A 23450-nucleotide genomic window follows, 5' to 3' on the forward strand; every position below is an offset into this window, starting at 1 on the left:
ACCGCCCTGTCAGTAGCCTGCGGAGCCGGACCCGACACCTACCGGAACGAGGCCCCATGGCTCACCCCCGGCCGTCCCGCCGTTCGCTCCTGCAGTCCGGGGCCGTGCTCGCCGCGCTGGCGCTGACCGGCTGCTCCTCCGGCGGCGGTGGCGACGAGGAGCAGCCCGGCCCCGGCAGCACGGCGGCGGCCCCGTCGGGCAGCCCGGCCGCGGCCGGACGGGCGATGCCCGCGGAGTCGGGCCCGCACACCCGTACCTTCATGGCCTGGCCCGCGCTGGAGGAGGTGTGGGGCGACCAACTGCCCGGCGTCCGGCAGGACATCGCGACGCTGGCGCAGACGATCGCCGGCTTCGAGCCGGTGGTGCTGCTGGCGCGTCCGGACCAGGCCGACCAGGCCCGGCAGGCCTGCGGCTCCTCGGTCGAGGTGCTGGAGCTGATGGTCGACGACCTGTGGGCCCGGGACACCGGCCCGACCTTCGTCACCGGCCCGCGGGGGCTCGCCGGCGTCGACTTCAACTTCAACGGCTGGGGCGGCAAGCAGACCCACGCCGACGACAGCCAGGTCGCCCGCAACCTCCTCGCCCACTACGGCATCACCCGCGTCCAGGCGCCGATCACCGGCGAGGGCGGCGGCATCGAGGTGGACGGCGAGGGCACCCTGATGGCCACCGAGAGCTCCTGGGTCAACGACAACCGCAACCCCGGCATGTCGCGCGACCGGATCGAGGCGAGCTTCAAGGACCTGCTCGGCGTCGAGAAGGTGATCTGGTTCAAGGGCGTGGCCGGGCAGGACATCACCGACTGCCACGTGGACGCCCTCGCCCGCTTCGCCGAGCCGGCCACCGTCGTGCTGCACCGCCCTGCAGCCGACACCCCGCCGGACGTCTGGACCACCGCCTCCGAACAGGCCGTCCAGGTCCTCGCCTCCGCGACCGACGCCAGGGGCCGCGCGCTCAAGGTGGTCGACCTGCCCGAGCCGGACGTCGACCTGATCCGGGGCGCCGGCAAGAACTTCCTCGCCACCTACATCAACTACTACGTCTGCAACGGCGGCGTCATCGTCCCGCGCTTCGGCGACCAGGCCGCCGACGACCACGCGGCCGGCATCATCGGCGACCTCCACCCGGGCCGCAGGGTCGCCCAGGTCTCCATCGACCACATCGCCTCGGGCGGCGGGGGCATCCACTGCGCCACCCAGCAGCAGCCCGTCGAGTCCGGGGTCGGCCCGACGTGACCGGCTCCTCCCGACTGCGCGACAACCGCTTCCTCGTCGCCCTGCTGATCGTGGCGGTCCTGTGCTCGGCCGGCGTCGCGCTGTACCTGAACGACCGCAACACCCGGCAGCAGGTCCGCGAACTGGCCCTCCCGGAGTCCGGTGACTGGATCGAACTGGACGTCACCGCCCAGGACATCGACCCCGTGGGCGGCGAACTCACCCTCTACGTCGCGCCCGTGCCGCACGGCGGCCTCGCCGCGGAGCCGGGCTCCGCCGCCTTCAGCCGGCAGGTCGTCATCACCGTCCAGGCGGCGACCCGCACGGAGCTGCGGGCGGCGCCGGGGGAGGCCGCGACCCCCCAACCGGTGACGGGCAACTTCTTCACCGGCACGGTGACCGACTACCCCTTCGACCGCCACCGGTTCGCGGTGTCGTTCGAGGCCGCGGACACCGCGGGGGCCGTTCCGCTGGGCGTGGTCTTCGCGGACGTCGACCCGTTCTTCCTGGTCCACCCGACCACCACCGCGGGCGCCGCCGGGGCGACCGTCCTGCACGGTACGGTCAGCAGGGCGCGCAGCACCTTCATCCTGGCCTGGTTCATGATCGCGGCGATGTGGGCGCTGGCCCTGGCGGTGATGGCCGGGGCCGAGGTGCTCCACCGGGCACGGCAGGGGATGGTGTGGCCCTCGCTCGGGTGGATGGCCGCGACCCTCTTCGCTCTCATCGGCATGCGCAACGCCGCGCCCGGCTCGCCGCCGATCGGTTCGCTCATCGACTACGTGGCCTTCTTCTGGGCCGAGGGCATCATCGCGGCGTGCCTCACGTTCACCGTCGTGGCCGGCAGCCGCGTCGAGCGCCGCAAGCGGGCCGAGGCGCAGGCCGCGGCCTCCGCCGGTGCCGACCCGTGACGAGGGGCCGGCCGGTCAGGCCGCGGCGGACAGCGAGTCCAGCAGGGTCCGCAGCACCCGCCCGGCGTCCACCGTCCCGTCGAGCGAGCCGATGGCGGCGAGGCCGTCCACGGCGGCGGCGAAGGCCTCGCCGAGCGGAACGGGATCGGCGCCGTCGCCGCGCTCGTCCACCAGGCAGCGGAACAGGGCGACGAAGGAGGACCGCCACCGCACGTACTCGGCCTCCAGGCTCGCGCGGACCCGCTCGTCGTTCAGGGCGAGCCAGTGCAGGGCCGCGTGCAGGCGGGCCAGGTCGGGGCTCTCGGGCCGGGTGAGCAGGGCCAGGACCCGTTCGGCGCGCTCGGCGTAGCCGCCCGGGCCGGCCACCGCCTCCTCCAGCGGCGTGATCCACTCGGGCCGGATGTCCGCCACCACGGCGACGATCAGGTCGGTGCGGTCGGCGAAGTGGTAGTGGCACATCCCGTGCGAGACCCCGCACAGCGCGGCCACGTTGCGGGTGGTGAAGCGCCCGGCGCCGTCGCCCGCGAGCAGCGTGCGCGCCGCGGCGATCAGTCGGGCCCGGGTCTGCTCACCCTTGGCGGACGCGCGCGCCCGGCCGGTGCCGCCCGGTCCGGCGGCCGTCCGCGGAGCTGCGTCTGTCGCCCGTGTCGCCATGGCCGCCACTGTAACGACTGGGGGAGCGCGGCAGGGGCGCATCGGCACCGATATCTGCGCAAAGTATTGACCGAGCGCTTGGCCAGTTTTACCTTTTCGGTCAACTGCTGCACCAGCAGGGGAGTTTGACAAGGAGGCAGTGATGGAGGACAGCTCCAGACCCCACGCGGAGCTCCACGCACAGCTCGGCCGACGGCGGTTCCTGACGGCCGCCGGGATCGTCGTCGCCGGTACCGCGCTGACCGCCGCGACCGGTGGGCAGGCACTGGCGGCCCAGCGCCGCACCACCGCCGGCCCGGCCGTCGCCGCCGGCTACCGGGTGCCGTTGGACACCGTCCGGCACACCAGGACCTGGATGGCCTGGCCGGACAGCACCACCATCTGGCGCAACAAGCTCAGCGGCGTCCAGTCGAACATCGCCCTCATCGCCAAGACCATCGCCAAGTACGAGCCGGTCACGATGTGCGCCAACCCGGCCTCCGTGGCCAAGGCGCGGTCGATGTGCGGCTCGACCGTCACCGTCATCGGGGACATCCCCGTCGACGACTGCTGGATGCGCGACACCGGCCCGGTCTTCCGCACCGACGGCGCGGGCGGCCTGGACACGATCGGCCTGAACTTCAACGGCTGGGGCAACCACCAGAACCCGCACGGCAACGACGCCCTCGTCGCCCAGCGGCTCGCCGCCCACCTCGGCCTGCCGTTCACCGCCGCCGGGCTGGTCGCCGAGGGCGGAGCCGTCGAGACCGACGGCTCCGGGACGCTGATGGCCACCCGGAGCAGCATCATCAACGCCAACCGCAACCCCGGCATGTCACAGGCCGCGATCGAGGGCGCCATGTGCACCGCGTACGGTGCCACCAAGGTGATCTGGTTCACCGGCATCGCCGGCCAGGACATCACCGACGACCACGTGGACGCCACGTCGCGCTTCCTCGGCGCGGGCACCGCCGCCGTCCAGATGCCGCCGGCGGGCGACACCGACGTCTGGTCGAACGACGAACGCCAGCAGTACCAGACGCTCACCACGTCCACCAGCGCCCAGGGCACCCCGTTCACGGTCAGCCGGATCCAGGGGCCCGACTACAACCTGATCCGCTCGACCGACCCCAACTTCGTCGGCTCCTACGCCAACTACTACCTGTGCAACGACGCGGTGATCTCCGCCCAGTTCGGCGACACCAGGGCGGACAGCGCCGCCAGGTCCACCCTCGCCCGGCTGTTCCCGGGCCGAACCGTCGAGCAGCTCAACATCGACTACCTCGGCGCGGGGGGCGGCGGCATCCACTGCGTCACCCAGCAGCAGCCCGTCGCGTGAGCCCGACGGGGCCCGGTCCGGTCCGCCGACCGGACCCGGCCCCGTCGGAGGCCGGCCCGGAGCCCGTCCCCGGGCCCCGGCCCGGCCCGTCCGGTCAGCCGAGGGCGGGGATGTCGTGCGTGGCGCAGTGGATCCCGCCGCCGCCGGCCGCGATCGCGTCGATCTTCACCGGGACGATCTCCCGGGTCGGGAAGTACTGCTTCAGGATCTGCTGCGCCCGGTCGTCGGCCCGGGCGTCGCCGAACTTCGGCAGGTACACGCCCTTGGTGCCGATGTAGAAGTTCATGTACGAGGAGACGAAGGCGTCGCCGCGTCCGGTGATCTTGTCCGGGTCGGGCTGCTGGAGCTCGACCACCTGCAGCTTCTTGCCGGTCGCGTCGGTGGCGTCCTTGAAGACGGAGCGGGCCTGGTCGGCGGAGCGGGACCAGACGTCCGCAGGGCTGCCGGGGAAGGCCTGGTCGAGCAGCACCACCCCGGGCGCGGCGAAGCGGGTCAGGCAGTCGACGTGGGCGTCGGTGATGTCCTTGCCCTTGACGCCGGCCAGCCAGATCACCTTGGTCACGCCGAGGACCCGCTTCAGCTCCGCCTCGATCTGGTCCCGGCTCATGCCCGGGTTGCGGTTGTCGTTGACGACGGAGCTCTCGGTCACCATCAGGGTGCCCTGGCCGTCGGTCTCGAAGGAGCCGCCCTCGGCGACCAGCCGGGTCTCGATCCGCTCGACGCCGTACTTCTCCAGCACCGTGCGGGCGACCTTGGAGTCGTTGCCGCGCTGCTGCTTGCCGCCCCAGCCGTTGAAGTTGAAGTCGACGCCCTTGACCTTGCCGCCCTCCTCGACGAACACCGGCAGGGTGTCCCGGGCCCACAGGTCGTCGACGGCGATCGGCACCACCTCGACCGCCGAGCCGCAGGCCTTCTGCGCGGCGTCCTTCTGCTCGGGCCGGGCCATCAGCACGACCGGCTCGCGGGCGGCGATGGCCTGGGCCAGGCCGGCCACGTCCCGGCGGACGTCGGCGAGCTGGTCGCCCCAGACGTTCTCGGAGGCGGGCCAGGACATCACGGTGCGCAGGTGCTTGTCCCACTCGGCGCCGAAGCGGCGCACGCCGGGGGTGCCGCCGGGCCGGGTGGGCGGCACGGCACCGGTCGGGTCCTCGATGTCGTTGGGGTCGCAGGCGGTGAGGCCCAGCGCGAGGGCGCCGACACCGGCGCCGACGCCGGCGAGGTTGCGGATCAGGGTACGGCGGGACACGGCGTTGGTCATGCGGGAACTCCAGCTGGGTCGGGGTGGGTGGGCTCGTGCGGGTTCGTGCGGGTTCGTGCGGGTTCGTGCGGCAGGGCAGAGCAGGGCGGGGGAGTGGCTACGGCGGTGGCTACGGCACCGGCTCGTGCATGGTCGAGCAGTGGATGCCGCCGCCCCCGGACATCAGGCGGTCGACGTCGATCTGGACCACCTCGCGGCCGGGGAAGGCCGAGGCGAGGGCGTCCCGGGCGGCGGCGTCCTTGTACGCGTCGCCGAACTGGGCGGTGATCACACCGCCGTTGACGAGGTGGAAGTTGAGGTAGGAGTCGACGAACTTGGAGCTGCGGGAGCGGATGGTGTCCGGACCGTGCACGGGGATGACCTGCAGGCGGCGCCCCCGGGCGTCGGTGGCGGCGGAGAGGATGGCGAACTGCTCGCGGGCGTCCCGGGCCCAGGCGTCGTTGCGGTCCGCCGGCGGCAGCTGCACCATCACCACGCCGGGGCGGACGAACCGGGAGGTGACGTCCACGTGGTCGTCGGTGATGTCCTGGCCCTTGATGCCCGGTAGCCAGATCATGGTGTCCGCGCCGTAGGCCTCCAGGACGGCCTCCTCGATCTCGTCCCGGCTCATGCCGCGGTTGCGGTTCTTGTTGACCAGGCTGCTCTCGGTGGCCATCACGGTGCCGTCGCCGTCGGTCTCGATCGCGCCGCCCTCGCCGACGAAGTCCGCGTAGGTGTGGCGCAGGCCGCGGCGGGTGGCGATCAGCTCGGCGGCCCGGGCGTCGTCGTGATGCACCTGCTTGTTGCCCCAGCCGTTGAAGTTGAGGACCACGGCGTCCAGGCCGCCGTACCCGTCCCGGCGGAACACCGGCGCGATGTCGCGCATCCACAGGTCGTCGGTGGGGACGGCGGTGATCACCTCCACCCCGTTGCCGCACCGGGACTGGGCCTTGCCGGCCGTCCAGTCGTCGGGAGCGCACATGACCACCGGCTCGAACTCGGCGATCGTACGGGCGATCAGGGCGATGTCCTCCTGGACGCCGCCCAGGCGCAGTCCCCACACCCCCCGACGGGAGGGCCAGGACATCCAGGTCCGCGCGTGCGGGACGTCGTCCGCCGGCACCCAGGGGTAGGGCTGCTCGGTGGAACGGTCATCGCGGTAGTGGGTCATGAGGGTCTCCAGATCGTGCGACGGTGCCGGGGGAGGGCGCGGGCCGCGTGGTCCACTCTTCGCGCCGCGGCGCACCGGCGCACCACGGACGGCGCGGACCGGCGGCAGCACCCTGCCTGCGGACTCAGGCTTACATTGACTGAAAAATCAGTCAAACCCGCGGGCGTGCCATGACGGATCCTTGACGGGAGCGGTGCGGAGCGTGACGTCCGCCGTCGGTTCCGTGCGGAATCCGCACGGAACCCCTGGATCGGGAGCCGATCAGGAGCCGGCGAGTCGATCAGGAGCCGAGCCGGGCCACTTCGGCCTCGATCGCGTCGGCCATCAGCGTCCGGGCGTGCGCCAGCGGGAGGCTGCCGCTCAGCCAGCGGGTGCTCAGCCCCTCCAGCAGCGCCGTCAGCCGCTCCGCCGCGCCGGCCAGTGCGACCGCCGAGGCCATCGGCCGGACGACCCCGAGCAGTTCGGCGATCTCCTGCACCCACACCCGGGTGGCCCGCGCCAGGTCCTCGCGCAGGGTCTCGTCGAACACCGCGCTCGCCCGCAGCTCGCCCCAGGCCGTGCTGTTCTCCCGCACCTCGACGGTGTCCTGGAGTTCCAGCAGCAGCGTCTGCTCCAGCTCCTCGCGCGCCGTCAGCGGCGGGGCGTCCGGGGCGCGGTCGGTCGTGTAGCGCTCCGCCCGGTCGTTGATGAACTCCAGCGTCTGACGGAGGATCCCGGTGCGGTCCTTGAAGTGGTAGTAGATGAGCGCGGTCGAGACGCCCGCCTCCGCGGCGAGCTCCTCCACCCTCAGTCCGCGCACCCCGCGGCGGGCGATCACCCGTGCCGCGGCTTCCAGGATCGACGTTTTACGACTGGCCACGGTGCACCACCTTACCGGGGTGCGCCGACGTGATCGGCTCCGCGGTCTGAGGTACCGGTCAGTAGGACTTCGGCTCGGGTTCGGCCGGGCGCCGGGGCGGCGGGTTCAGCCGGCGGTGGCGCGGGTGCGGGAGCCGGTCGGGCGGGGCCAGCTGTGGTGGTTCCGGTCGATGACGTAGTGGTGGCCGTGCTGCCAGGCACCGCCGGCGGTCGCGTGCGCGTCGGCGAGATGGGGGTGCCCGGCGGGCAGGTCGGTGTGCAGGTGTTCCAGGTCCCCGGGGTCGCGGGACGGCCACAGGGTGGTGGCCGCCGTTGCGGCGGCCAGGGCGAGCATGCCGAGGACGACGGCGGTGACCGGAAGCCCCGCGCCGGCGGCCAGCCACCCGGCGAGCGGGTAGGTGAGCAGCCAGCAGGCGTGCGAGAGGGAGAACTGGGCGGCGAAGGCCGCGGGCAGGTCGGCGTCGGTGGCCGAGCGGCGGATGAGGCGTCCGCCGGGGGTGAGCACGGCCGAGCTGCCGGCACCGACGAGGGCCCAGGCGGCGAGCAGGCCCAGCCACGTCCCGGTCCCGGCCGGGGCGGCGGTGATCGCGGTGACGGCGGCGAGGACGGCCGGCAGGGCGAAGGCGGCGGGCAGCATGACGGCCCGGTCGCCGAGCCGGCCCAGGACACGGGGCAGCAGGACCGCGGCGAGCATCGAGCCGGCCCCGTAGGCGCCCAGCGCGAGCGAGACGGCTCCGGCCGGGCGGTGGAAGTGGTCGCGGACGACGTTGACCGTGTCGACGAACACGATCGCGCCGGCGGCCGCGACCGCGAGGTCGAGGGCGAGCAGGGCGCGCAGCCGGGGGGTGGCCCGGAACAGCCGGGTGCCGAAGGCGGCCTTGGCGTACACGCCGTCGGCCCGTCCGACCGGCGCCGACCCGACCGGCGCCGACCCAGCCGGGGCCGGCTCGACCGGCGTCGGCTCGACCGGGGCCGGTCTGGGCAGGACGGTGGAGACCACCAGGGCTGCGGAGGCGAGGAAGCCGACCGCCGTCCCGGCGAACAGCCAGTCGTAGGGGACCGCCGTCAGCAGGAGCGCGGCGAGGGCGGGGCTGAACAGCGACTCCAGGTCGTACGCGAGCCGGGACATCGACAGGGCGTTGGTGTAGTCGCGCTCGGCGGGCAGGACGTCCGGAACGGTGGCCTGGAAGGTCGGGGTGAAGGCGGCCGAGGCGGACTGGAGCAGGAAGATCAGGAGGTAGACCTGCCAGACGCGGTCGACGAACGGCAGGGTCAGCGCGACGCACGCCCGGGTGAGGTCCATCGCGACCATCAGGGCCCGCCTGGGTATCCGCCCGGCGAGCGCGCCGGCCAGTGGCGCGACGGCGACGTAGGCGACCATCTTGATCGCCAGCGCGGTGCCGAGGACGGCCGAGGCGTCGTCGCCGGCGATCCGGTACGCCAGCAGGGACAGCGCCACCGTGGCCAGTCCGGTGCCGACCAGGGCCACGACCTGGGCGGTGAAGAGGTGGCGGTAGGCGCGGTTGCGCAGCACGGACAGCATGGGCGCTCCTGCCCCGTCCCGGTCGCCGGTGGGGGTGGTCGGTGGGTGCGTGCTCCCATCATAGGAACACGTGCGTACCTGTGCACCTATTCATCGGAAGTCCGCCCGGACTCCGCGGTCCGCGCGCCCTCGCCCGGCTCGCGGACCGGCTCAGTCGTGCGGCGGCAGGTGGCCGATCTGGTGGTCGGCGACGTTCAGCGCCTCGTCCACGAGCCGGCGCAGGTGGCCGTGGCGCAGCGAGTAGACGACCCGCCGCCCCTCCTTGCGGGTGCCGACGAGGCCGGCGAGCCGGAGCTTGGCCAGGTGCTGGCTGACGGACGGCCGGGCGGCGCCGGTCGCCTCGGTCAGCGTGGTCACGTCCGCCTCGCCCCGGCCGAGCCGCTCCAGCAGCGCCAGCCTGGTCCGGTCGGCCAGCAGTGTCAGGACGGACGCGGCGACGTCCAGGCGCTGCTCGGCCCGCTGCTGCGAGCGGTGCGCATCTGCCAGGTGGGTGCCGGTGCTCATCCGCTCATCGTAGGGCGTTTCGTGCGCACATGCGTACCTTTGGCAAGTGGTTCGTCGACGGAGTCGCGGGATGCAGGCCCGCGGCGGCGCCGGGCGACAGGGCCGGACCACCGTGAGAGGGTCGTCGCATGGAACAGCGCGTACTCGGCCGCACCGGTCGGCCCGTCTCGATCGTCGGACTCGGCACCTGGCAGCTCGGCGCGGACTGGGGTGACGTCCGGGAGGAGGACGCCCTCGCCGTGCTGGAGGCCTCCGTGGAGACCGGCGTCACGCTCTTCGACACCGCCGACGTCTACGGCGACGGCCGCAGCGAGCGGCTGATCGGCCGCTTCCTGAAGGACCGCCCGGACGCGGACGTGTTCGTCGCCACCAAGTTCGGCCGCCGGGTCGAGCAGCGACCCGAGCACTACCACCTCGCCAACTTCCGAGCCTGGGCTGACCGTTCACGGGCCAACCTGGGCGTGGACCGGCTCGACCTGGTGCAGCTGCACTGCCCGCCGACGCCCGTCTACTCCTCGGACGAGGTCTTCGACGCCCTGGACACCCTGGTCGCGGAGGAACGGATCGCCGCGTACGGCGTGAGCGTGGAGACCTGCGCGGAGGCGCTGGCCGCGATCGCGCGCCCCGGTGTGGCGAGCGTGCAGATCATCCTCAACGCCTTCCGGCTCAAGCCGTTGGAGCAGGTGCTGCCCGCCGCCGAGGCGGCCGGGGTGGGGATCCTGGCCCGGGTACCGCTCGCCTCGGGGCTGCTCTCGGGCCGCTACAGCGAGCGCACCGTCTTCGCGCCCGACGACCACCGCACCTACAACCGCCACGGCGAGGCCTTCGACCAGGGCGAGACCTTCTCCGGCGTGGACTTCGCGACCGGTGTCCAGGCGGCGGCGGAGTTCGCTGCGCTCGCGCCGGCGGGCGCCACCGCCGCGCAGACGGCGCTGCGCTGGATCGTCCAGCAGCCGGGGGTGACGACGGTGATCCCCGGTGCCCGCAACGTGGCGCAGGCCCGGGCCAACGCGGCCGCCGCCGAGCAGGCGCCGCTGCCGCCGGCCACCCTGGCGGCCGTCCGGGAGCTGTACGACCGCCGGATCCGCCCGCAGGTGCACGACCGCTGGTGACACCGCCGCCGCCCGTACGGGCGTGCTGCGGGGGCGCGAGGCAGCAAGCCGCGCCCCCGACCACACGTCCGTACGCCCGGCGGGCGCCGTCCGCAGGCCTGGGCACCCGGCCCCCGCTCTGGGACCGTGACGCCGACGGTCCGGTGGCACGGAGGGGGTACCGCATGGCACGGCGCTGGCTGGTGACGGGCTGTTCGTCCGGGCTGGGGCGGGCGCTGGCCGCCGCCGCGGCCGCGGCCGGGGACACCGTGGCGGCCACCGCCCGCAAGCCCGCCGACCTGGCGGAGCTGCACCGGTGCCACGGCGGACGGATCCTGCCGCTGGCCCTGGACGTCCGGGACGCCGACCAGTGCCGGACCGCCGTCGCCGACGCGGTGGACCGGCTCGGCGGCCTGGACGTCCTGGTGAACAACGCCGGCAACGGCGTGTTCGGCACGGTCGAGGAGGTCGGCGACGAGGAACTTCGGGACCAGCTGGAGACGCTGGTGGCCGGCCCCTGGCGGCTGGCCCGGCTCGCGCTGCCGGTGATGCGCGCCCAGGGCGGCGGGCACATCCTCAACGTCTCCTCCTTGGCCGGCCGGATGTCCTTCCCCGGCCTGGCCGCGTACGTCACCGGCAAGCACGCGCTGGAGGGCATGACGCAGGCCCTGGCGGCCGAGGCCGCGCCGTTCGGCGTCCGGGTCACCGCCCTGGAGCCCGCCGGCTACGCCACCCGCTACGGCACCTCGCTCACCGACGCCGCGGACCGCTCCCCGCTCTACCGCGACGCCACCGGCCCGATGCGCGAACAGCTGCGCGGGATGGCGCAGTTGCCGACGGTGGGGCGCCCCGAGGAGTTCGCCCGGGACGTCCTGCGGATCGTCGCCGCCGACGGCCCGCTGCCGGTGCGCATCCCGGTGGGTCCGGGGAGCCTGGACCACGTCGCGGCGGCCGTGCGAGCCGCGGCGGAGGAACTCGCCGCCGTCCGCGCCCTGGTGGACGAGTCGGCGTCGGCGGCCGGCTGACGGCTTCGGACGGCCCGGCCCGCCTGGCTGCGAACGGCCTGGCTGCGGACGGCCTGGCTGCGGACGGCCCGGCGCGCGGCGGCCGGTCGCCGACCCGGGGGCCGGCGACCGGCCGTCAGCACGCGTTCCCGGCCGTCAGGCGAGCACCTTCGCCTTGGCGCGCCGGAACTCCTCATCGGTGATGTGGCCCTTCTCCTTGAGCTCGGCCAGCCGCGCCAGTTCGTCGACGTGGGCGCCCGGCCCCGAGGTGTCGGAGGCCGTCTCCCGGATGTAGGTGCGGAAGTCCTGCTCCGCCTCGGTCGCCCGCTGGACCTCGCGCTGCCCCATGCCCTGGCCCCGGGCGATCAGGTACACGAACACGCCCAGGAACGGGAGGAAGATGAGGAACACGCTCCAGCCCGCCTTGCCCCAGCCGCCCACGCTGTCGTCGCGGAAGAGGTCCCCGAAGACGCGGAACAGCAGGAAGAACCACAGGATCCACAGGAAGAGCCACATGGTCGTGAAGAAGATGTCGAGCAACGGGTAGTCCACCACAGGCCTCCTGACGTCGACGGTCCGCCCCGGCAGCGGGGGCGGGCGCGTGCTCGGCTGAGCGGAGGCGTCCGGGCGCCCACCCGGACGCCCGAGCCCGGGTGGGAACCCGGTGACGCTCCTTACCGTCCATGTACGCGCCCGCGGCCCGTCCGGGCATCACCCGGACCGGGTGAGTCCGCCCCGGGGCGGCCCCCCACCGGCGGGGTTATTCTGCGGCTGATGGGCGGAACGGAGGGCGCACGGCAACGCCCCGGCCTGGTGGAACTGCTGCGGACGGTCCGGGCGGACCCCGCCCGCATGCCCGAGCGCCTGGCGGTCTTCGCGGTGGAGTTCCTGGGCCCCCCGGGCGGCTGACAGGGCGGCGCGGGCACACGCGTCCGAACGGGCGGGGACGAGCCGGGCGGAGGTCACCGAGCAGGTCATCGGCCGGGGCGTGCACCGGTCGGTGGTGGAGGGTTCCTTCCTCGGCGGCCCCTTCATCCTCCTGCTGCCGATCGCGTTCGTCGCCGCGCTGCTCGCCCAGTTGCAGATGGTGCTGGAGCTGGGCGCCCTGGCCGGCCGCGACCCCCGGGGCGACGACGCGTCCGTCGAGGTGCTGCTGGTGCAGGGGGTCTACCGGACGCCCGCGGAGGCGAGGGCGGCCCTGCGGAAGGCGGCCCGGGCCGAGGCGGAGGAGGACGCCGAGGCGGCGTTCGGGGCCGGGACCGCGCCCAAGGGCTCCTGGTGGTCCGTCGTCCGCCGACAGGCGTACCTGATCGGCCTGGTGACCCCCGATGACCCGGCCCGCGGCCGGCTCCGCAAGTGGCTCGGCTGGGCCGGCATCGGCGTGCTGCTGCTCGTCGGGATGGTGGTGCCGTTCGTCTGGGTGCCCGCCTGCGCCGAGATGTACCGCCGCGCCACCAACCAGCTCGCCGACCGCGCCCTCCAGCGGTACGGGTCGGCGGGCGCCGGGGACGCACCGGCCCGCACCCGGAAGCGGTCGGTGCTGCGCCCCGGCGCGCTCCTGGTGGTGCTGCGGACGGTGGTGGCGTGCCTGGCGACGGTGGGCGCGGTACTGATCGTGCTGCTCACCGGGGTGCGCGTCGCCGACAACGCCCTGCTCGCGATGTTCCTGCTGCTGCTGGGGGCGAGCACGGCAGTGGCCGGATGGCACTACTGGCGTTCTTCCCGCCGGGAGCGAGACCGCTGGGAGCGCTGAGCGCCCGTCACGCGGCGGTGGGGCACGGCGGTCAGATCAGGTGCAGTTCGCGCGCCCGCCGGACGGCTCGGCTGCGCCCGGAGACGGCGAGCTTGCGGTTGATGCTCTTGAGGTGCGTCTTGACCGTGTTCACCGAGAGGAAGAGCTCGGCGGCGATCTCCTCGGTGGACAGCATCTGCGCGGCCCGTTCCAGCACGTCGAGTTCGCGCTCGCTCAGCGGCTCGACCGGGGCGTCCGGCACGGCGGTCTCCCCGCCTCCCGAGGCCGGGCGGCCGGGCAGGAGGTCGGCGGGGAGCCAGTCGTGGGCGTCCACCAGGGTCGGCCGGGCGCGCAACAGCCCCCGCAGCCACGGTCCGGCCTCCCGGAACGGCCGGCGCAGCTGCTCGGGCCGGGCGAGCGTGAGGGCGCGGGCGAGCAGCCGCCCGGCGTCGGCCTCGTCGCCGAGCGCGGCGGCGACCTGCGCGCGGGCCAGCAGGACCCGGACGGTGACGGCGGGACCACGGCCGTCGTGGTCGGGGATCGCGGCCAGGATCCGCAGGGCGCCTCGGCCCTCCCCCGCGGCGAGCCGTGCATGCGCCGCGGCGACGGCGCACCCCGGGCCGTCGGCACCGCCGCGGTCCAGCGCCGCCAGCGCCGCGGCCGGATCGCCCTCGGCGAGGTGCGCGGCGCAGGCGACCACGGCCACGCCCTCCCGCACCCAGGGCGGTGGCGGGCCGGCCGGGCCGGGGCCGTCGTCCGCGGCCCGGCCGAGTGCGTCGAGTACGTCGAGGGCCGCCCGGGCACGGCCGCCGGCCAGCAGGATCCGGGCCCGGACGATCGCGAGTCCGGCGGCGACGGCCGGGTCGTGACGGGCCGCCGACGATCCGGCCGCCCGGTCGGCCGCCGCGCGCGCCGCCGTCAGGTCGTCGTGCTCGACGGCGAGGGCGGCCAGCACCAGGTGGCCCACCCCGGTGCGGGAGGCCGGCGGCAGGCCGGCGCGTTCGGCCTCGGCGGCCGCCTTGCGCAGCCGGGCCTCGGCGCGGCCCGGCCGCCCGTCGAGCAGGTCGATCAGGGCGAGCCGGGCGAGTGCCTCCTGGCGCGGACCGGCCGTGGTGGGCCCGTCGGCCGTTTTCGCCGCGGCCGTCAGCGCGGCCTTGGCGGCGTCGAGGCCGCCCTCCCAGAGCAGGACGGCGCCGAGGTCGTTCAGCCGGAGCGCGGGCAGTTCGGGGTGGTCCGCCAACAGCCCCGGCGGGACGAGCCCTTCGAGCCGTTGGGCCTCTTCGGCGGCGGCCCGCGCCAGGTCGGCCGAGCCGAGCAGCCGGGCCGCCAGCACCCGCAGTTGGGCCGCGCCGAGCAGGGCCGCCGACGCGTCCCCGCCGTCGTGTTCCCGCAGCAGCGCCTCGGCGCGGCCGAGGTGGTCGAGGCCGCTGACCGCCTCGTACCGGGCGAGGTCGCGGGCCGCCCGGACCAGCTCCGGGGCCGCACCGCCGGCGTCCGGGGTCATCCCGGCGAACAGGGCGTCGAGCCGTTCCGCGTCGCGGCCGGTGAAGAGCGTGCCGAGGGCCAGCCCGTCGACGACCCGGGCCGCGGCGAACTCCCAGTCGCCGGCCGCGGCGGCGTGTGACAGCGCGTCGGTCGGGTGGCCCGCGTCGGTGAGCCAGCGGGCCGCCCTGCGGTGCAGCTCCCGCTCCAGCCCCGGGCTCCGGGCCGCCAGGTGGACGCGCAGGATCTCGGCGAACAGCGGGTGGCAGCGGTACCAGGCGTGCCCGACGGGCTCGACGAAGGCGTTGGCCCGGGAGAGGTCCGCCAGGATCCGGGCGGCGTTCCGCCGGCCGGTCAGCGCGTCGGCCAGGTCGGGGTGGACCCGGCCCAGGACGCTCGTGCGCAGCAGGAGGTCCTGGGCCTCGGCGGGCTGGGTGTCGAGGACCTCGGCGAGCAGGAAGTCCGCGACGGTGCTCCCGCCGGCCTCGAACTCCGCCAGGTAGGCCTCGGGGTCGTCGGCGCCCTGGGCGGCCAGCGCGGACAGCCTGAGGCCCGCGGCCCAGCCGCCGGTCCGCTCGGTCAGCGCCCGGCTGCCCTCGGCGGAGAGGTCCAGGCCGTGCCGGTGCAGCAGTGCGGCGGTCTCCGGTGGCCGGAAGGCCAGGTCGGCGGCCCGGACCTCGGTGACACTGCCGGCGGCGCGGTAGCGGTGCAGCGGGAGCAGCGGCTCCGTCCGGCTGAGCACGGCCAGCCGCAGGCCGGGGCCCGCGTGGCCGAGGAGGAAGTGGAGCCCCGAGGCCACCTCGGCGGAGGACACGTGCTCGAACTCGTCGAGGACGAGGACGAGGGGCTCCTCCCGCCGGCTCAGGTGGGCGGCCAGCCGGGCCAGCAGCGAGTGGTCGACCTCCTGGGCCCGGGCGGGACTGCCGATGTCGTCGGGCAGGGCGACGCCGTGGTGGCGGACGGCCTCCAGCAGGTAGGCCCAGAAGACCCCGGGGGCGTTGTCCTCGCGCTCCACGGTGAGCCAGACCGCGGGACCGGGCAGTCGCGCGGCGGCCAGCCAGTCGGCGACGAGCAGGGTCTTCCCGGCCCCGGCCGGGCCGCTCACCAGCAGCAGGGACGTCCGGAGGCCGTCGTCCAGCCGCCCGACCAGGCGCTGCCGGTGGACGAACGTCTCCGGGATCAGGGGTACGGCGAAACGGGCCGCGAGCACCGGATCGCCGCCGGGTATCCGGGCCGGTACGTCGGGGGCGCGTCCGGGAACGCCGACCGGACGGGCCGGGGTGCCGACGGCTGGGCTGAGGGCCATGGTGCTCACCTCAGGTGGGCGGCGCACGGGAAGCGCGGATCGCTGACCCCTCCATCCTTTCCGACCGGGCCCGGCCGGGCAAAGGGGCGCACGGCCCCGCCCGCCGGGGCCGCACGCCCCCACGGCCGTCCGCCGAACGGGTCCGGCTCCCCGCCGCGGCACGGGCGCCGGCTGGGCCGCACGGGTGAACGTGCTCTACGGGGCGGTCGGTCCGTCCGCGTCCTCGTCCGGGGGAGACTCCGGCGTGCCCAGCAGCACGGCCAGCCGGCCCTGGCCCGCCAGCACGTACCCGAGGCCGATCCCGAGCGTGATGGCGGTGAACACCACGATGAGCCAGCTGAGCAGGGTGAAGACCAGGCCGAGCGGGCCGAACTGGGTCACGCTGCGGTTCAGCGAGTGGGGGACGTAGATCCGCGAGGCCCAGGCGAGCGTCGTCAGCGCGGCACTGGTCAGCACGGCCCCCGGCAGCAGCGGGAGCCAGGGGACGCGGCCGCCGAGCAGCAGGTGCTGGGTCCACCACCAGAGCAGCGTGGCCGTGATCAGGTACAGGACGACCCCGACGGCGTCGCCCGCCCCGAACCCGGACCGCACCTTCCCCTGGACGACCAGGGCGGCCAGCCACACCAGCAGCCAGGCGAGCCACCGCCAGGCCGCCAGACGCCCCGACAGGTGGGGCAGGTGCCAGCTCCGCTCGCACAGCCGCTGCAGGATGCGGCTGCAACTCGTCGCCGAGAGCAGGGTCACCAGGATCCCGATGCCGCCGAAGGTGTCGGTGGTGGCCTCCTCCCCCTTGGGGTGGAAGACCCCGGTGACCTCGTCCAGCGAGGCGCCCTTGAGCCCCAGGACGGCCTTGATGGAGTCGGCCGCGCTGCTGCGCACCTCCTGCGGCATGAAGGCCGCCAGCACGAACAGCACCGGGAGGGCGGTCAGGAACGTCTGCGCGGCGAGGCGGGTGGCGGTGTCGAGGACGTGGACGTGGATCAGCTGCGCCGCGAGCCGGCGCGGGAACGGGGCGTCGCGCAGCGTGGCCGTCTGGTCCTGCAGCCAGACGGATCTGGCGCGGAACCAGTCAGCGCGGCCGGGCCGATGCCGCCGTTCCGCCACGCCGCTCTCCCTCGGGTCGATGTCGGCGGTCGGGCCACCGCCGCGGCTCGCTCTGGCGCGGGCACGCCGGATTCCGTCCAAGACTGGGCGACCGGACGGTGGGCGGCATCTCGGCCGGGCCGCCGTTCGGCGCAACGCCCGGGGCGGGCCCGACGGCCCCGGGCGGCGCGGCTCAACCGCCCGGTGTCCGGCTCCGGGGGCGTCCGAGGGCGTCCTGGTCGGGCAGTTGGCGGAGCTCCATGACGTGCAAGCCGAGCGCCTGGAACCGGCCGAGCAGGCCGTAGAGGTGGGCCTCGTCCGTGACGGGGCCGAACAGGAGGGTCTGGTCCGGCACGAAGACGCTCTCCAACTCCGGGAACGCCTCGCGGACAGTCACTTCTGGCATCGCCCCGGCGATACGGAACTCGTAACGCATAAGCGTCCTTCCCTGGAATGCTCCGCCGGTCCTCGCCGATCCCCGTGCGACCAGGCTGCGCGCCGCGTCGCCCAGGGGGATCACCCAGCCGGGGTGAGCCACGGCCGCGGGCGGGCGGACCGGCGTTGTTCCGGGAACACTGACCGTGCGGGCGTCCGGCCGCGGACGTGGCCGGGCCCGGACGCGGCCGCCCCGGCCGTACGGATCGGTGAGCGCGAGGAGACACGGTGAACCGGTGGAGAGCGCTGATCGTCCTGGGCACGGCGCAGTTCCTGATGGTGCTCGACGCGTCCGTGATGAACGTGTCCATCAGCCAGCTGGTCGAGGACTTCCACACCGACGTCACGGCGATCCAGGCGGTGATCACCCTCTACACGCTCGTGATGGCGGCGTTCATGATCACCGGCGGCAAGCTCGGCGACATGTTCGGACGCCGGCGGATGTTCCGGCTCGGCCTGGTCGTCTACGCCGTGGGATCGGGGCTGACCGCGGTCGCCCCCACCCTGTGGGTGCTGGCGCTCGGCTGGTCGGTGATCGAGGGCCTGGGGGCCGCGCTGGTCCTCCCGGCGCTGGCCGCGCTGGTGGCCGGCGCCTACCGCGGACGGGACCGCGCCACCGCCTACGGCGTCATCGGCGGCCTGGCCGGGGCGGGCATCGCCGTGGGCCCGCTGCTCGGCGGCTGGCTGACCACCTACCTGACCTGGCGTCTGGTCTTCGCCGGCGAGGTCGTCCTGGTGGTGGTCATCCTCCTGCTGATGGGCTGGATCGCACCGGAACCGGCACCGGAGCGGCGCACGCGGCTCGACGTGGTCGGCGTGCTGCTGTCGGTGGCCGGGCTGGGACTGGTGGTGCTGGCAGTCCTGCAGAGCAGCTCCTGGGGCTGGCTGCAGCCCCGCAACCCGCCGTTCACGGTGCTCGGGTTCTCGCCGACCCTCTTCGCCGTCGCGCTCGGCGGTGTGTTCCTGGTGCTGTTCCGGTCGTGGGAGCTGCGCCGGGAGGATCCGCTGGTCCGGTTCGGGCTGTTCGGCATCCCGCCGCTGCGGTCCGGCCTGCTCATGCTCTTCGGCCAGAACCTGATCCTCCTCGGGTTGTTCTTCGTCATCCCGCTCTACCTCCAGGTCGTGCAGGGCCACGACGCCTTCGAGACGGGCCTCCGGCTGCTGCCGGTGTCCATCACGATGCTCGCGACCTCCATGACCGGCCCGTTCCTCGGCCGGTTCGCCTCGCCGAGGACGGTGGTGCGGATCGGGCTGCTGGTGCTGTTCGTCTCGTCGCTGTGGCTGGTCGGCACCGTTCGGCCGGAGCTCGACGACCTGTCCTTCGCGCTGGCGATGGCCCTGCTGGGGATCGGCATGGGGCTGCTCGCCTCCCAGCTGGGCAACGTCGTGCAGTCGAGCGTCGGGGAGGAGGACCGCAGCGAGGTCGGCGGGCTGCAGTACACCGCGCAGAACCTGGGGTCGTCGCTGGGCACCGCGCTGATCGGCGCCATCCTCATCGGCGCCCTGACGGCCGCGTTCGGCAGCACCGTCGCCGAGCACCCGCAGATCTCGGAGCCGGTGCGGCAGGAGGCCGGCATCAGGATCGAGGCCGGCGTCACCTTCGTGCCCGCGGACCAGCTCTCCGCCGCGCTCGCGCAGACCGCCGTTCCGCCGCAGGAGGCGGACGCCATCGTGGAGTCCTACAGCGCGGCCCAGCTCGACGGCCTCAAGGTGTCGTTCCTGGCCGCCGCCGGGATCACGCTCGTCTGCTTCGCCTTCACCGGCCACCTGCCCGCCCGGCGCATGTCGGGCGGGACCGCGCGGGCGCCGGAGGCCGAGGGCCCGTCCGCCTGACGGGCCGCGCGGCTTCCGCACGGGCGAACACGCAGGTCACGTCGGCGATCGCGCCGCCGGGGCCCGCCCGGCGGCCGGGCGGGCGGGTGCGGGGGTCAGGTCCGGGCCCGTCGGTGCGTCGAGTGTGCGGCCTTCCTGATGCCCGCGACGAACTCCGCGAGGGCGTGGCCCACGGCTCCGCTCAGGATCATCAGGGAGCCGATGAGGATCCAGGCCTCCTTCTCGTTGAGGCTGATCGGAGTGGCGGGGGCCGGGCGGCCGGTCACGGAGACGCTCCGGGGAGCGGGGCGCAGCATGTCCTTGGCGATCGCGACGAGGCCTGACAGGGCGTGCAGGGTCGCGCCGACGACGAGGGCCCCCAGACCGATCACGAGCCACCCGACGCGTCCGAGTTCGTCGGGCGCGGGCGCGATGGCGCGGCGTGCGACCTGGTGGTGGATGCCTGGCATGGGTCTCGTCTCCTTCGATGGTTCTGACGGGAGACCCGGCGGTCTGCAGATCGCCGATGACCCCGTACTCGGTGATCGGAGGGTGGTCGTCCGTGCTGCACTCCCCGGGTGGAGAAGGAATCGGCCCTTCGCCGACACGCTACGGAGGGTGGTCCGGCCGCGGATCACCCGGCGTGGGTGAACGTCCGGTGGCCGGGGCGCCGCGGGCCTCCCGGGCGGGGCCGTGCGTGCGTGCCCCGCACGTCCCGTCCCCCGCCTGCCGGCCCCTCACCTGCCGTGGGTGAGGCCGGGCCCCGGGGATCCGGTGACAATGGCGGCGACGGTTCACCGGCCGTCCCCGGCACGGTGACGGGAGGAGACGCCGTGACAACGTCCCGCAGCCGTACCCCCGCCCCGTCCGGGCCGGCCCCGGAGGGGAACGGGAACCGGACGGACTACGCCGGCGCGGTCTACGGCTCGATGCTGGCGGCCTCCGTGATCGCTGCCGCCAGTGTCCACGAACCGCACCCGCGGCTGTCGCTCATCCTGCTGCTCGTGATCACCGGGCTCGTGTTCTGGATCGCCCACGTCTACGCGCACGTGGCCGGGCAGCGGGAGGTCGGACGCCAGGTCACCTGGCCCCAGGTGCGCCAGGTCGGCCGGCACGAGTGGCCGCTGGTCGAGGCGTCGGGGCTGCCGGCCCTGGCGGTGCTGGTCAGTCCGTGGCTCGGGACGGGCAACAGCGCCTGGCTCGCCCTCGGCGTCGCGGTGGCCCAGCAGGTGGTCTGGGCGACGCTGGGCGCCCACCGGGCGGGCGCCCCGTCCCGTCAGGTCGCCGTGGAGGGCGCGGTCAACCTGGTCCTCGGGCTGGTCATCGTGGCGGCCAAGGTCGCCGTCGGGCACTGAACCGCCGGTGCGGGGGTGCCGCCGCCCGCACGCTTCGTCAACGCCCCCCACGGACTGGTGCCCCGTCCCGGACCGGGACGGGGCACCAGCGCCTCGGCGGGCGTTCAGCCGGCCAGGAGCCGCTGCTTCTGCGCCGCGAACTCCTCGTTGGTGAGGACTCCCTGGTCCCTCAGCTGCGCCAGCTGCTGCAGCTGGGAGATCTTGTCGTCCATGCTCGCCGCAGGGGGCGCCGGAGGCGCCGGGGGAGCGGCGGGTGCCGCGGCCGGTGGGGGCGGAGCGGGTTCGGCCGCCATGTCCTGCTGGGCCCAACGACCCGCCTGACGGCGGGAGACCCGGTTGGACACGGCGGTCGCCGTTCCGGCGACGACGGCGGTGCGCGCCATACCGCGCAGCAGTCCAGGCATGACTCGTCTCTCCTCTCGGTGGCGTCACTCGGTGGCGGACGGCCGGGTCGCGGCGTCGTCGGACGCGTCCTCGACGTCGTCCAGCTCGTCCAGGGAGCGCAGCAGGTCCGGCAGGGGCACCCGGCCGCTGGCGACCACCCGGGCGCCGCCCCGGCGCAGGGCCGTGGCGAACGGAGCGGCCCAGAGGTTCTCGTAGATGAGCACCCCGGCCGAGTTCCCGGGCTCGATGACCCCGGCGGCCTCTCCCAGGTCGTCGTCGTCCAGCAGCCCCGAACCGGAGCCCTCGAAGACGGCCAGGTCGAGCAGGCCGTCGCCGTCGAAGTCGGCGATCTCCATCCCGGTGACGGTGCCGTCGCTGTCCTTGCGCACGAACGCGAAGTCCAGGATGCGGATCACACCCCGGTCCACCAGGTCGATCAACAGCGGAAGCCCCTCCCCGGTCATGCGGTTGCCGGGGAACTCGACCACCAGGTAGTCGATGGGCCCGCTCTCGGCCAGGACGTCCTCGGCCATGGCGGTGCTCCTTCCTTCGTGTGGGATCCGGCGCCCGGCCCGCCGGGCCGGTCGCTGCTTCGACGCTAGGGGCCGCCACCCCCTCCGCGGATCACCTGTTCCGGGTGAGGGAACACGGATCCGGCGGAGCCCTCGTCCGGGCGGCCCAGTCCGGCGTGCCGGACGGGGGACCTTGCGGCGTGAATGGTGAACAGCGGCGGTACGGCCGCGTGCCGAACATCGGGAGTGCCGTTGAACGGGCCACTGGAGCCGCATCCTTCCGAGCCCCCTTCGGGTGAGTCCTCGGCGTCCGGGCCCCCTTCGGGTGAGCCCTCGGCGTCCGGGCCCCCTTCGGGTGAGCCCTCGGCGTCCGGGCCCTCGGCGTCCGGGCCCGCTCCGTCGGGCCCGTCGAGCGGTCCTGCGTCGGGTGAGCCGCCCCCGTCCGGGCCGCCCCCGTCCGGGCCGCCCCCGTCCGGGCCTCCGCCCGGCGGGCCGACGAACGGGGGCGGGGGGACGCCCTCGGGGGCTCGGCACCCCTCCAGGGCGGCGAGGATCGCGATGAGCACCGTGTCAGCCGTGCTGATCACGCTGACCTGCATCCTGGTGCCCGTGTCGCTGCTCACCGTCTGGGTGCACGACATCGTGCTGGACACCGACCGGTACGTCTCCACGGTCTCGCCGCTGGCCACCAACCCCGCGATCCAGGACGCCGCGGTCGCCCGGATCACGAAGGCCGTGGACGTGAGGGTGGACGGCCCGGCGGTCGCTTCCGACGTGGCCGATTGGCTGCAGTCGCAGGGCCTGCCGCCGAGGGCCACCTCGGCGGTCAAGTCGCTCGGCCCCAAGATCGACGACGCGGTGGACCAGGTGGTCACCAAGGCCGCCACCAAGGTCGTGCAGAGCGACGCCTTCGCGACCGCGTGGACGCAGGCCAACCGCGCCGCCCACCAGGCCGTGGTCCAGGCCCTGACCGGCCACGGCCGCGGCGCGGTCGAGGTGAACAACGGCACCGTCACCCTCAACGTCGGGACGGCCGTCGACAAGCTGAAGGACGACCTGGTGTCCGCCGGGCTCACTCCGGCCGAGAAGATCCCCGAAGTCAACAAGCAGCTGGTGCTGTTCCAGTCCGACAAGCTCGCCAAGATCCGCGGTGCCGCGCACGCCCTCGACGTGATCGGCAACTGGCTGCCGATCATCACCGTGCTGATCGGCGCGATCGGCGTCGTGCTGGCCCGGCGCCGCCGCCGGGCCCTGGTGACCACGGCCCTCGGCGCGGCCTTCGGCTGCCTGCTGGTGGCGATCGCCCTGGTGATCGCCCGCCACTACTACCTGGACCACCTGCCCCCCGCCGTACAGTCCCCGGCCGCGGCGGCCGCGGTCTTCGACACGCTGCTGCACTTCCTGCGGATCAGCCTGCGGACCGCGATCGTCCTGGGCGTCGTGGTGGCGCTCGGCGCCTACCTCTCCGGTGCGGGCCGCATGCCGCGCGCCGTCCGCGGCGGTGCCGACCACGTCGCCGACTCCGTCGCCGGCTGGAGCGACGCGCACGGCGTGCACACCGGCCGGGTCGGGACCTGGACCGACGCCCACCGCCGGTGGCTCGTCCTCGCGGCGGTGCTGGTCGTGGCCCTGGTGTTCGCCCTCTGGAACCACCCGACCGTCCTGACGGTGCTGCTGCTCGTCCTGGTGCTCCTCGCGGTGCTCGCCGTCCTGGCGCTGCTCGCCGCCTCCGGACGGGCCGGCGCCGACAGCCGTACCGACGAGGCCGGCGCCGGGAGCCGTACCGACGAGTGACCCCGTCCGCGCGACGCGGACCTCCCCGACCGTTCCCCGCACACAGCGCA

General features: G+C 74.5%; 23 protein-coding genes. 10 read left to right on the forward strand and 13 right to left on the reverse strand.

Annotated elements, in window-relative coordinates; genetic code table 11:
* Nucleotides 1–56: 56 nt before the first annotated feature.
* Both ACZ7KX_RS01540 and ACZ7KX_RS01545 read left to right on the forward strand, forming a co-directional pair.
* Nucleotides 57–1235, forward strand: a complete 1179-nt coding sequence (locus ACZ7KX_RS01540) for an agmatine deiminase family protein (RefSeq protein ID WP_470324716.1) — start codon at nucleotides 57–59, stop codon at nucleotides 1233–1235.
* Nucleotides 1232–2125 (forward strand): DUF4436 family protein, encoded by an 894-nt coding sequence (locus ACZ7KX_RS01545; RefSeq protein WP_470324717.1) that lies wholly within the window; start codon nucleotides 1232–1234, stop codon nucleotides 2123–2125. The genes ACZ7KX_RS01540 and ACZ7KX_RS01545 overlap by 4 nt, the downstream gene beginning before the upstream one ends.
* A 15-nt stretch (nucleotides 2126–2140) precedes the next feature.
* On the opposite strand, the gene ACZ7KX_RS01550 is transcribed toward ACZ7KX_RS01545, so the two are convergent.
* A complete protein-coding gene (locus ACZ7KX_RS01550; RefSeq protein WP_470324718.1) occupies nucleotides 2141–2779 on the reverse strand; it encodes a TetR/AcrR family transcriptional regulator in 639 nt (212 codons plus the stop codon).
* A 142-nt stretch (nucleotides 2780–2921) separates the two neighbouring features.
* Between ACZ7KX_RS01550 and ACZ7KX_RS01555 the strand changes: the two genes are divergently transcribed.
* A complete protein-coding gene (locus ACZ7KX_RS01555; RefSeq protein WP_470324719.1) occupies nucleotides 2922–4097 on the forward strand; it encodes an agmatine deiminase family protein in 1176 nt (391 codons plus the stop codon).
* A gap of 94 nt (nucleotides 4098–4191) precedes the next feature.
* On the opposite strand, the gene ACZ7KX_RS01560 is transcribed toward ACZ7KX_RS01555, so the two are convergent.
* From ACZ7KX_RS01560 to ACZ7KX_RS01580, 5 genes are all read right to left on the reverse strand, one after another.
* Nucleotides 4192–5355, reverse strand: coding sequence for an agmatine deiminase family protein (locus tag ACZ7KX_RS01560; RefSeq protein ID WP_470324720.1), 1164 nt, complete (start codon nucleotides 5353–5355; stop codon nucleotides 4192–4194).
* 109 nt (nucleotides 5356–5464) lie between these two features.
* The gene (locus ACZ7KX_RS01565) at nucleotides 5465–6505 is read right to left on the reverse strand and encodes an agmatine deiminase family protein (protein ID WP_470324721.1); all 1041 of its coding nucleotides are present in this window, start codon (nucleotides 6503–6505) and stop codon (nucleotides 5465–5467) included.
* Between the two features lie 280 nt (nucleotides 6506–6785).
* Nucleotides 6786–7364: a TetR/AcrR family transcriptional regulator gene (locus ACZ7KX_RS01570; RefSeq protein ID WP_350526045.1), complete on the reverse strand. Its 579-nt coding sequence runs from the start codon at nucleotides 7362–7364 to the stop codon at nucleotides 6786–6788.
* Between the two features lie 105 nt (nucleotides 7365–7469).
* A complete protein-coding gene (locus ACZ7KX_RS01575) occupies nucleotides 7470–8906 on the reverse strand; it encodes an MFS transporter (RefSeq protein ID WP_470324722.1) in 1437 nt (478 codons plus the stop codon).
* 150 nt (nucleotides 8907–9056) lie between these two features.
* Nucleotides 9057–9410, reverse strand: a complete 354-nt coding sequence (locus ACZ7KX_RS01580) for an ArsR/SmtB family transcription factor (RefSeq protein WP_350526043.1) — start codon at nucleotides 9408–9410, stop codon at nucleotides 9057–9059.
* Between the two features lie 128 nt (nucleotides 9411–9538).
* Between ACZ7KX_RS01580 and ACZ7KX_RS01585 the strand changes: the two genes are divergently transcribed.
* The gene (locus ACZ7KX_RS01585) at nucleotides 9539–10522 is read left to right on the forward strand and encodes an aldo/keto reductase (RefSeq protein WP_470324723.1); all 984 of its coding nucleotides are present in this window, start codon (nucleotides 9539–9541) and stop codon (nucleotides 10520–10522) included.
* Between the two features lie 164 nt (nucleotides 10523–10686).
* Complete coding sequence (locus ACZ7KX_RS01590; RefSeq protein WP_470324724.1) at nucleotides 10687–11526, forward strand: SDR family NAD(P)-dependent oxidoreductase; 840 nt, start codon at nucleotides 10687–10689, stop codon at nucleotides 11524–11526.
* Between the two features lie 135 nt (nucleotides 11527–11661).
* On the opposite strand, the gene ACZ7KX_RS01595 is transcribed toward ACZ7KX_RS01590, so the two are convergent.
* Nucleotides 11662–12057 (reverse strand): SHOCT domain-containing protein, encoded by a 396-nt coding sequence (locus tag ACZ7KX_RS01595; RefSeq protein WP_470324725.1) that lies wholly within the window; start codon nucleotides 12055–12057, stop codon nucleotides 11662–11664.
* 222 nt (nucleotides 12058–12279) lie between these two features.
* Between ACZ7KX_RS01595 and ACZ7KX_RS01600 the strand changes: the two genes are divergently transcribed.
* Nucleotides 12280–12414, forward strand: a complete 135-nt coding sequence (locus ACZ7KX_RS01600) for a hypothetical protein (RefSeq protein ID WP_470324726.1) — start codon at nucleotides 12280–12282, stop codon at nucleotides 12412–12414.
* Between the two features lie 94 nt (nucleotides 12415–12508).
* On the forward strand, nucleotides 12509–13258 hold the full coding sequence (locus ACZ7KX_RS01605; protein WP_470324727.1) for a hypothetical protein: 750 nt from the start codon (nucleotides 12509–12511) through the stop codon (nucleotides 13256–13258).
* 31 nt (nucleotides 13259–13289) lie between these two features.
* On the opposite strand, the gene ACZ7KX_RS01610 is transcribed toward ACZ7KX_RS01605, so the two are convergent.
* The 3 genes from ACZ7KX_RS01610 to ACZ7KX_RS01620 all read right to left on the reverse strand — a co-directional run bounded on the left by ACZ7KX_RS01610 (nucleotide 13290) and on the right by ACZ7KX_RS01620 (nucleotide 17544).
* Nucleotides 13290–16025, reverse strand: coding sequence for a winged helix-turn-helix domain-containing protein (locus ACZ7KX_RS01610; RefSeq protein WP_470324728.1), 2736 nt, complete (start codon nucleotides 16023–16025; stop codon nucleotides 13290–13292).
* Nucleotides 16026–16220: 195 nt separating this feature from the next.
* A complete protein-coding gene (locus ACZ7KX_RS01615; protein ID WP_470324729.1) occupies nucleotides 16221–17129 on the reverse strand; it encodes a YhjD/YihY/BrkB family envelope integrity protein in 909 nt (302 codons plus the stop codon).
* Between the two features lie 172 nt (nucleotides 17130–17301).
* Nucleotides 17302–17544 (reverse strand): hypothetical protein, encoded by a 243-nt coding sequence (locus ACZ7KX_RS01620; protein WP_396552705.1) that lies wholly within the window; start codon nucleotides 17542–17544, stop codon nucleotides 17302–17304.
* Nucleotides 17545–17771: 227 nt separating this feature from the next.
* Between ACZ7KX_RS01620 and ACZ7KX_RS01625 the strand changes: the two genes are divergently transcribed.
* A complete protein-coding gene (locus ACZ7KX_RS01625; protein WP_470324730.1) occupies nucleotides 17772–19376 on the forward strand; it encodes an MFS transporter in 1605 nt (534 codons plus the stop codon).
* 95 nt (nucleotides 19377–19471) lie between these two features.
* On the opposite strand, the gene ACZ7KX_RS01630 is transcribed toward ACZ7KX_RS01625, so the two are convergent.
* Nucleotides 19472–19825 (reverse strand): hypothetical protein, encoded by a 354-nt coding sequence (locus tag ACZ7KX_RS01630; RefSeq protein ID WP_470324731.1) that lies wholly within the window; start codon nucleotides 19823–19825, stop codon nucleotides 19472–19474.
* A gap of 363 nt (nucleotides 19826–20188) precedes the next feature.
* Here ACZ7KX_RS01630 and ACZ7KX_RS01635 point away from each other — a divergent pair, with 363 nt between their 5' ends.
* Nucleotides 20189–20710 (forward strand): hypothetical protein, encoded by a 522-nt coding sequence (locus tag ACZ7KX_RS01635; RefSeq protein ID WP_470324732.1) that lies wholly within the window; start codon nucleotides 20189–20191, stop codon nucleotides 20708–20710.
* Nucleotides 20711–20814: 104 nt separating this feature from the next.
* Here the strand turns inward: ACZ7KX_RS01635 and ACZ7KX_RS01640 are convergent, their stop codons facing one another.
* Both ACZ7KX_RS01640 and ACZ7KX_RS01645 read right to left on the reverse strand, forming a co-directional pair.
* A complete protein-coding gene (locus ACZ7KX_RS01640; protein ID WP_470324733.1) occupies nucleotides 20815–21114 on the reverse strand; it encodes an SHOCT domain-containing protein in 300 nt (99 codons plus the stop codon).
* Nucleotides 21115–21138: 24 nt separating this feature from the next.
* Nucleotides 21139–21627, reverse strand: coding sequence for a DUF6325 family protein (locus ACZ7KX_RS01645; RefSeq protein WP_470324734.1), 489 nt, complete (start codon nucleotides 21625–21627; stop codon nucleotides 21139–21141).
* A 537-nt stretch (nucleotides 21628–22164) separates the two neighbouring features.
* Between ACZ7KX_RS01645 and ACZ7KX_RS01650 the strand changes: the two genes are divergently transcribed.
* The gene (locus tag ACZ7KX_RS01650) at nucleotides 22165–23400 is read left to right on the forward strand and encodes a hypothetical protein (protein WP_470324735.1); all 1236 of its coding nucleotides are present in this window, start codon (nucleotides 22165–22167) and stop codon (nucleotides 23398–23400) included.
* Nucleotides 23401–23450: the final 50 nt, after the last annotated feature.

The organism is Kitasatospora sp. NPDC038210, from assembly GCF_055600605.1.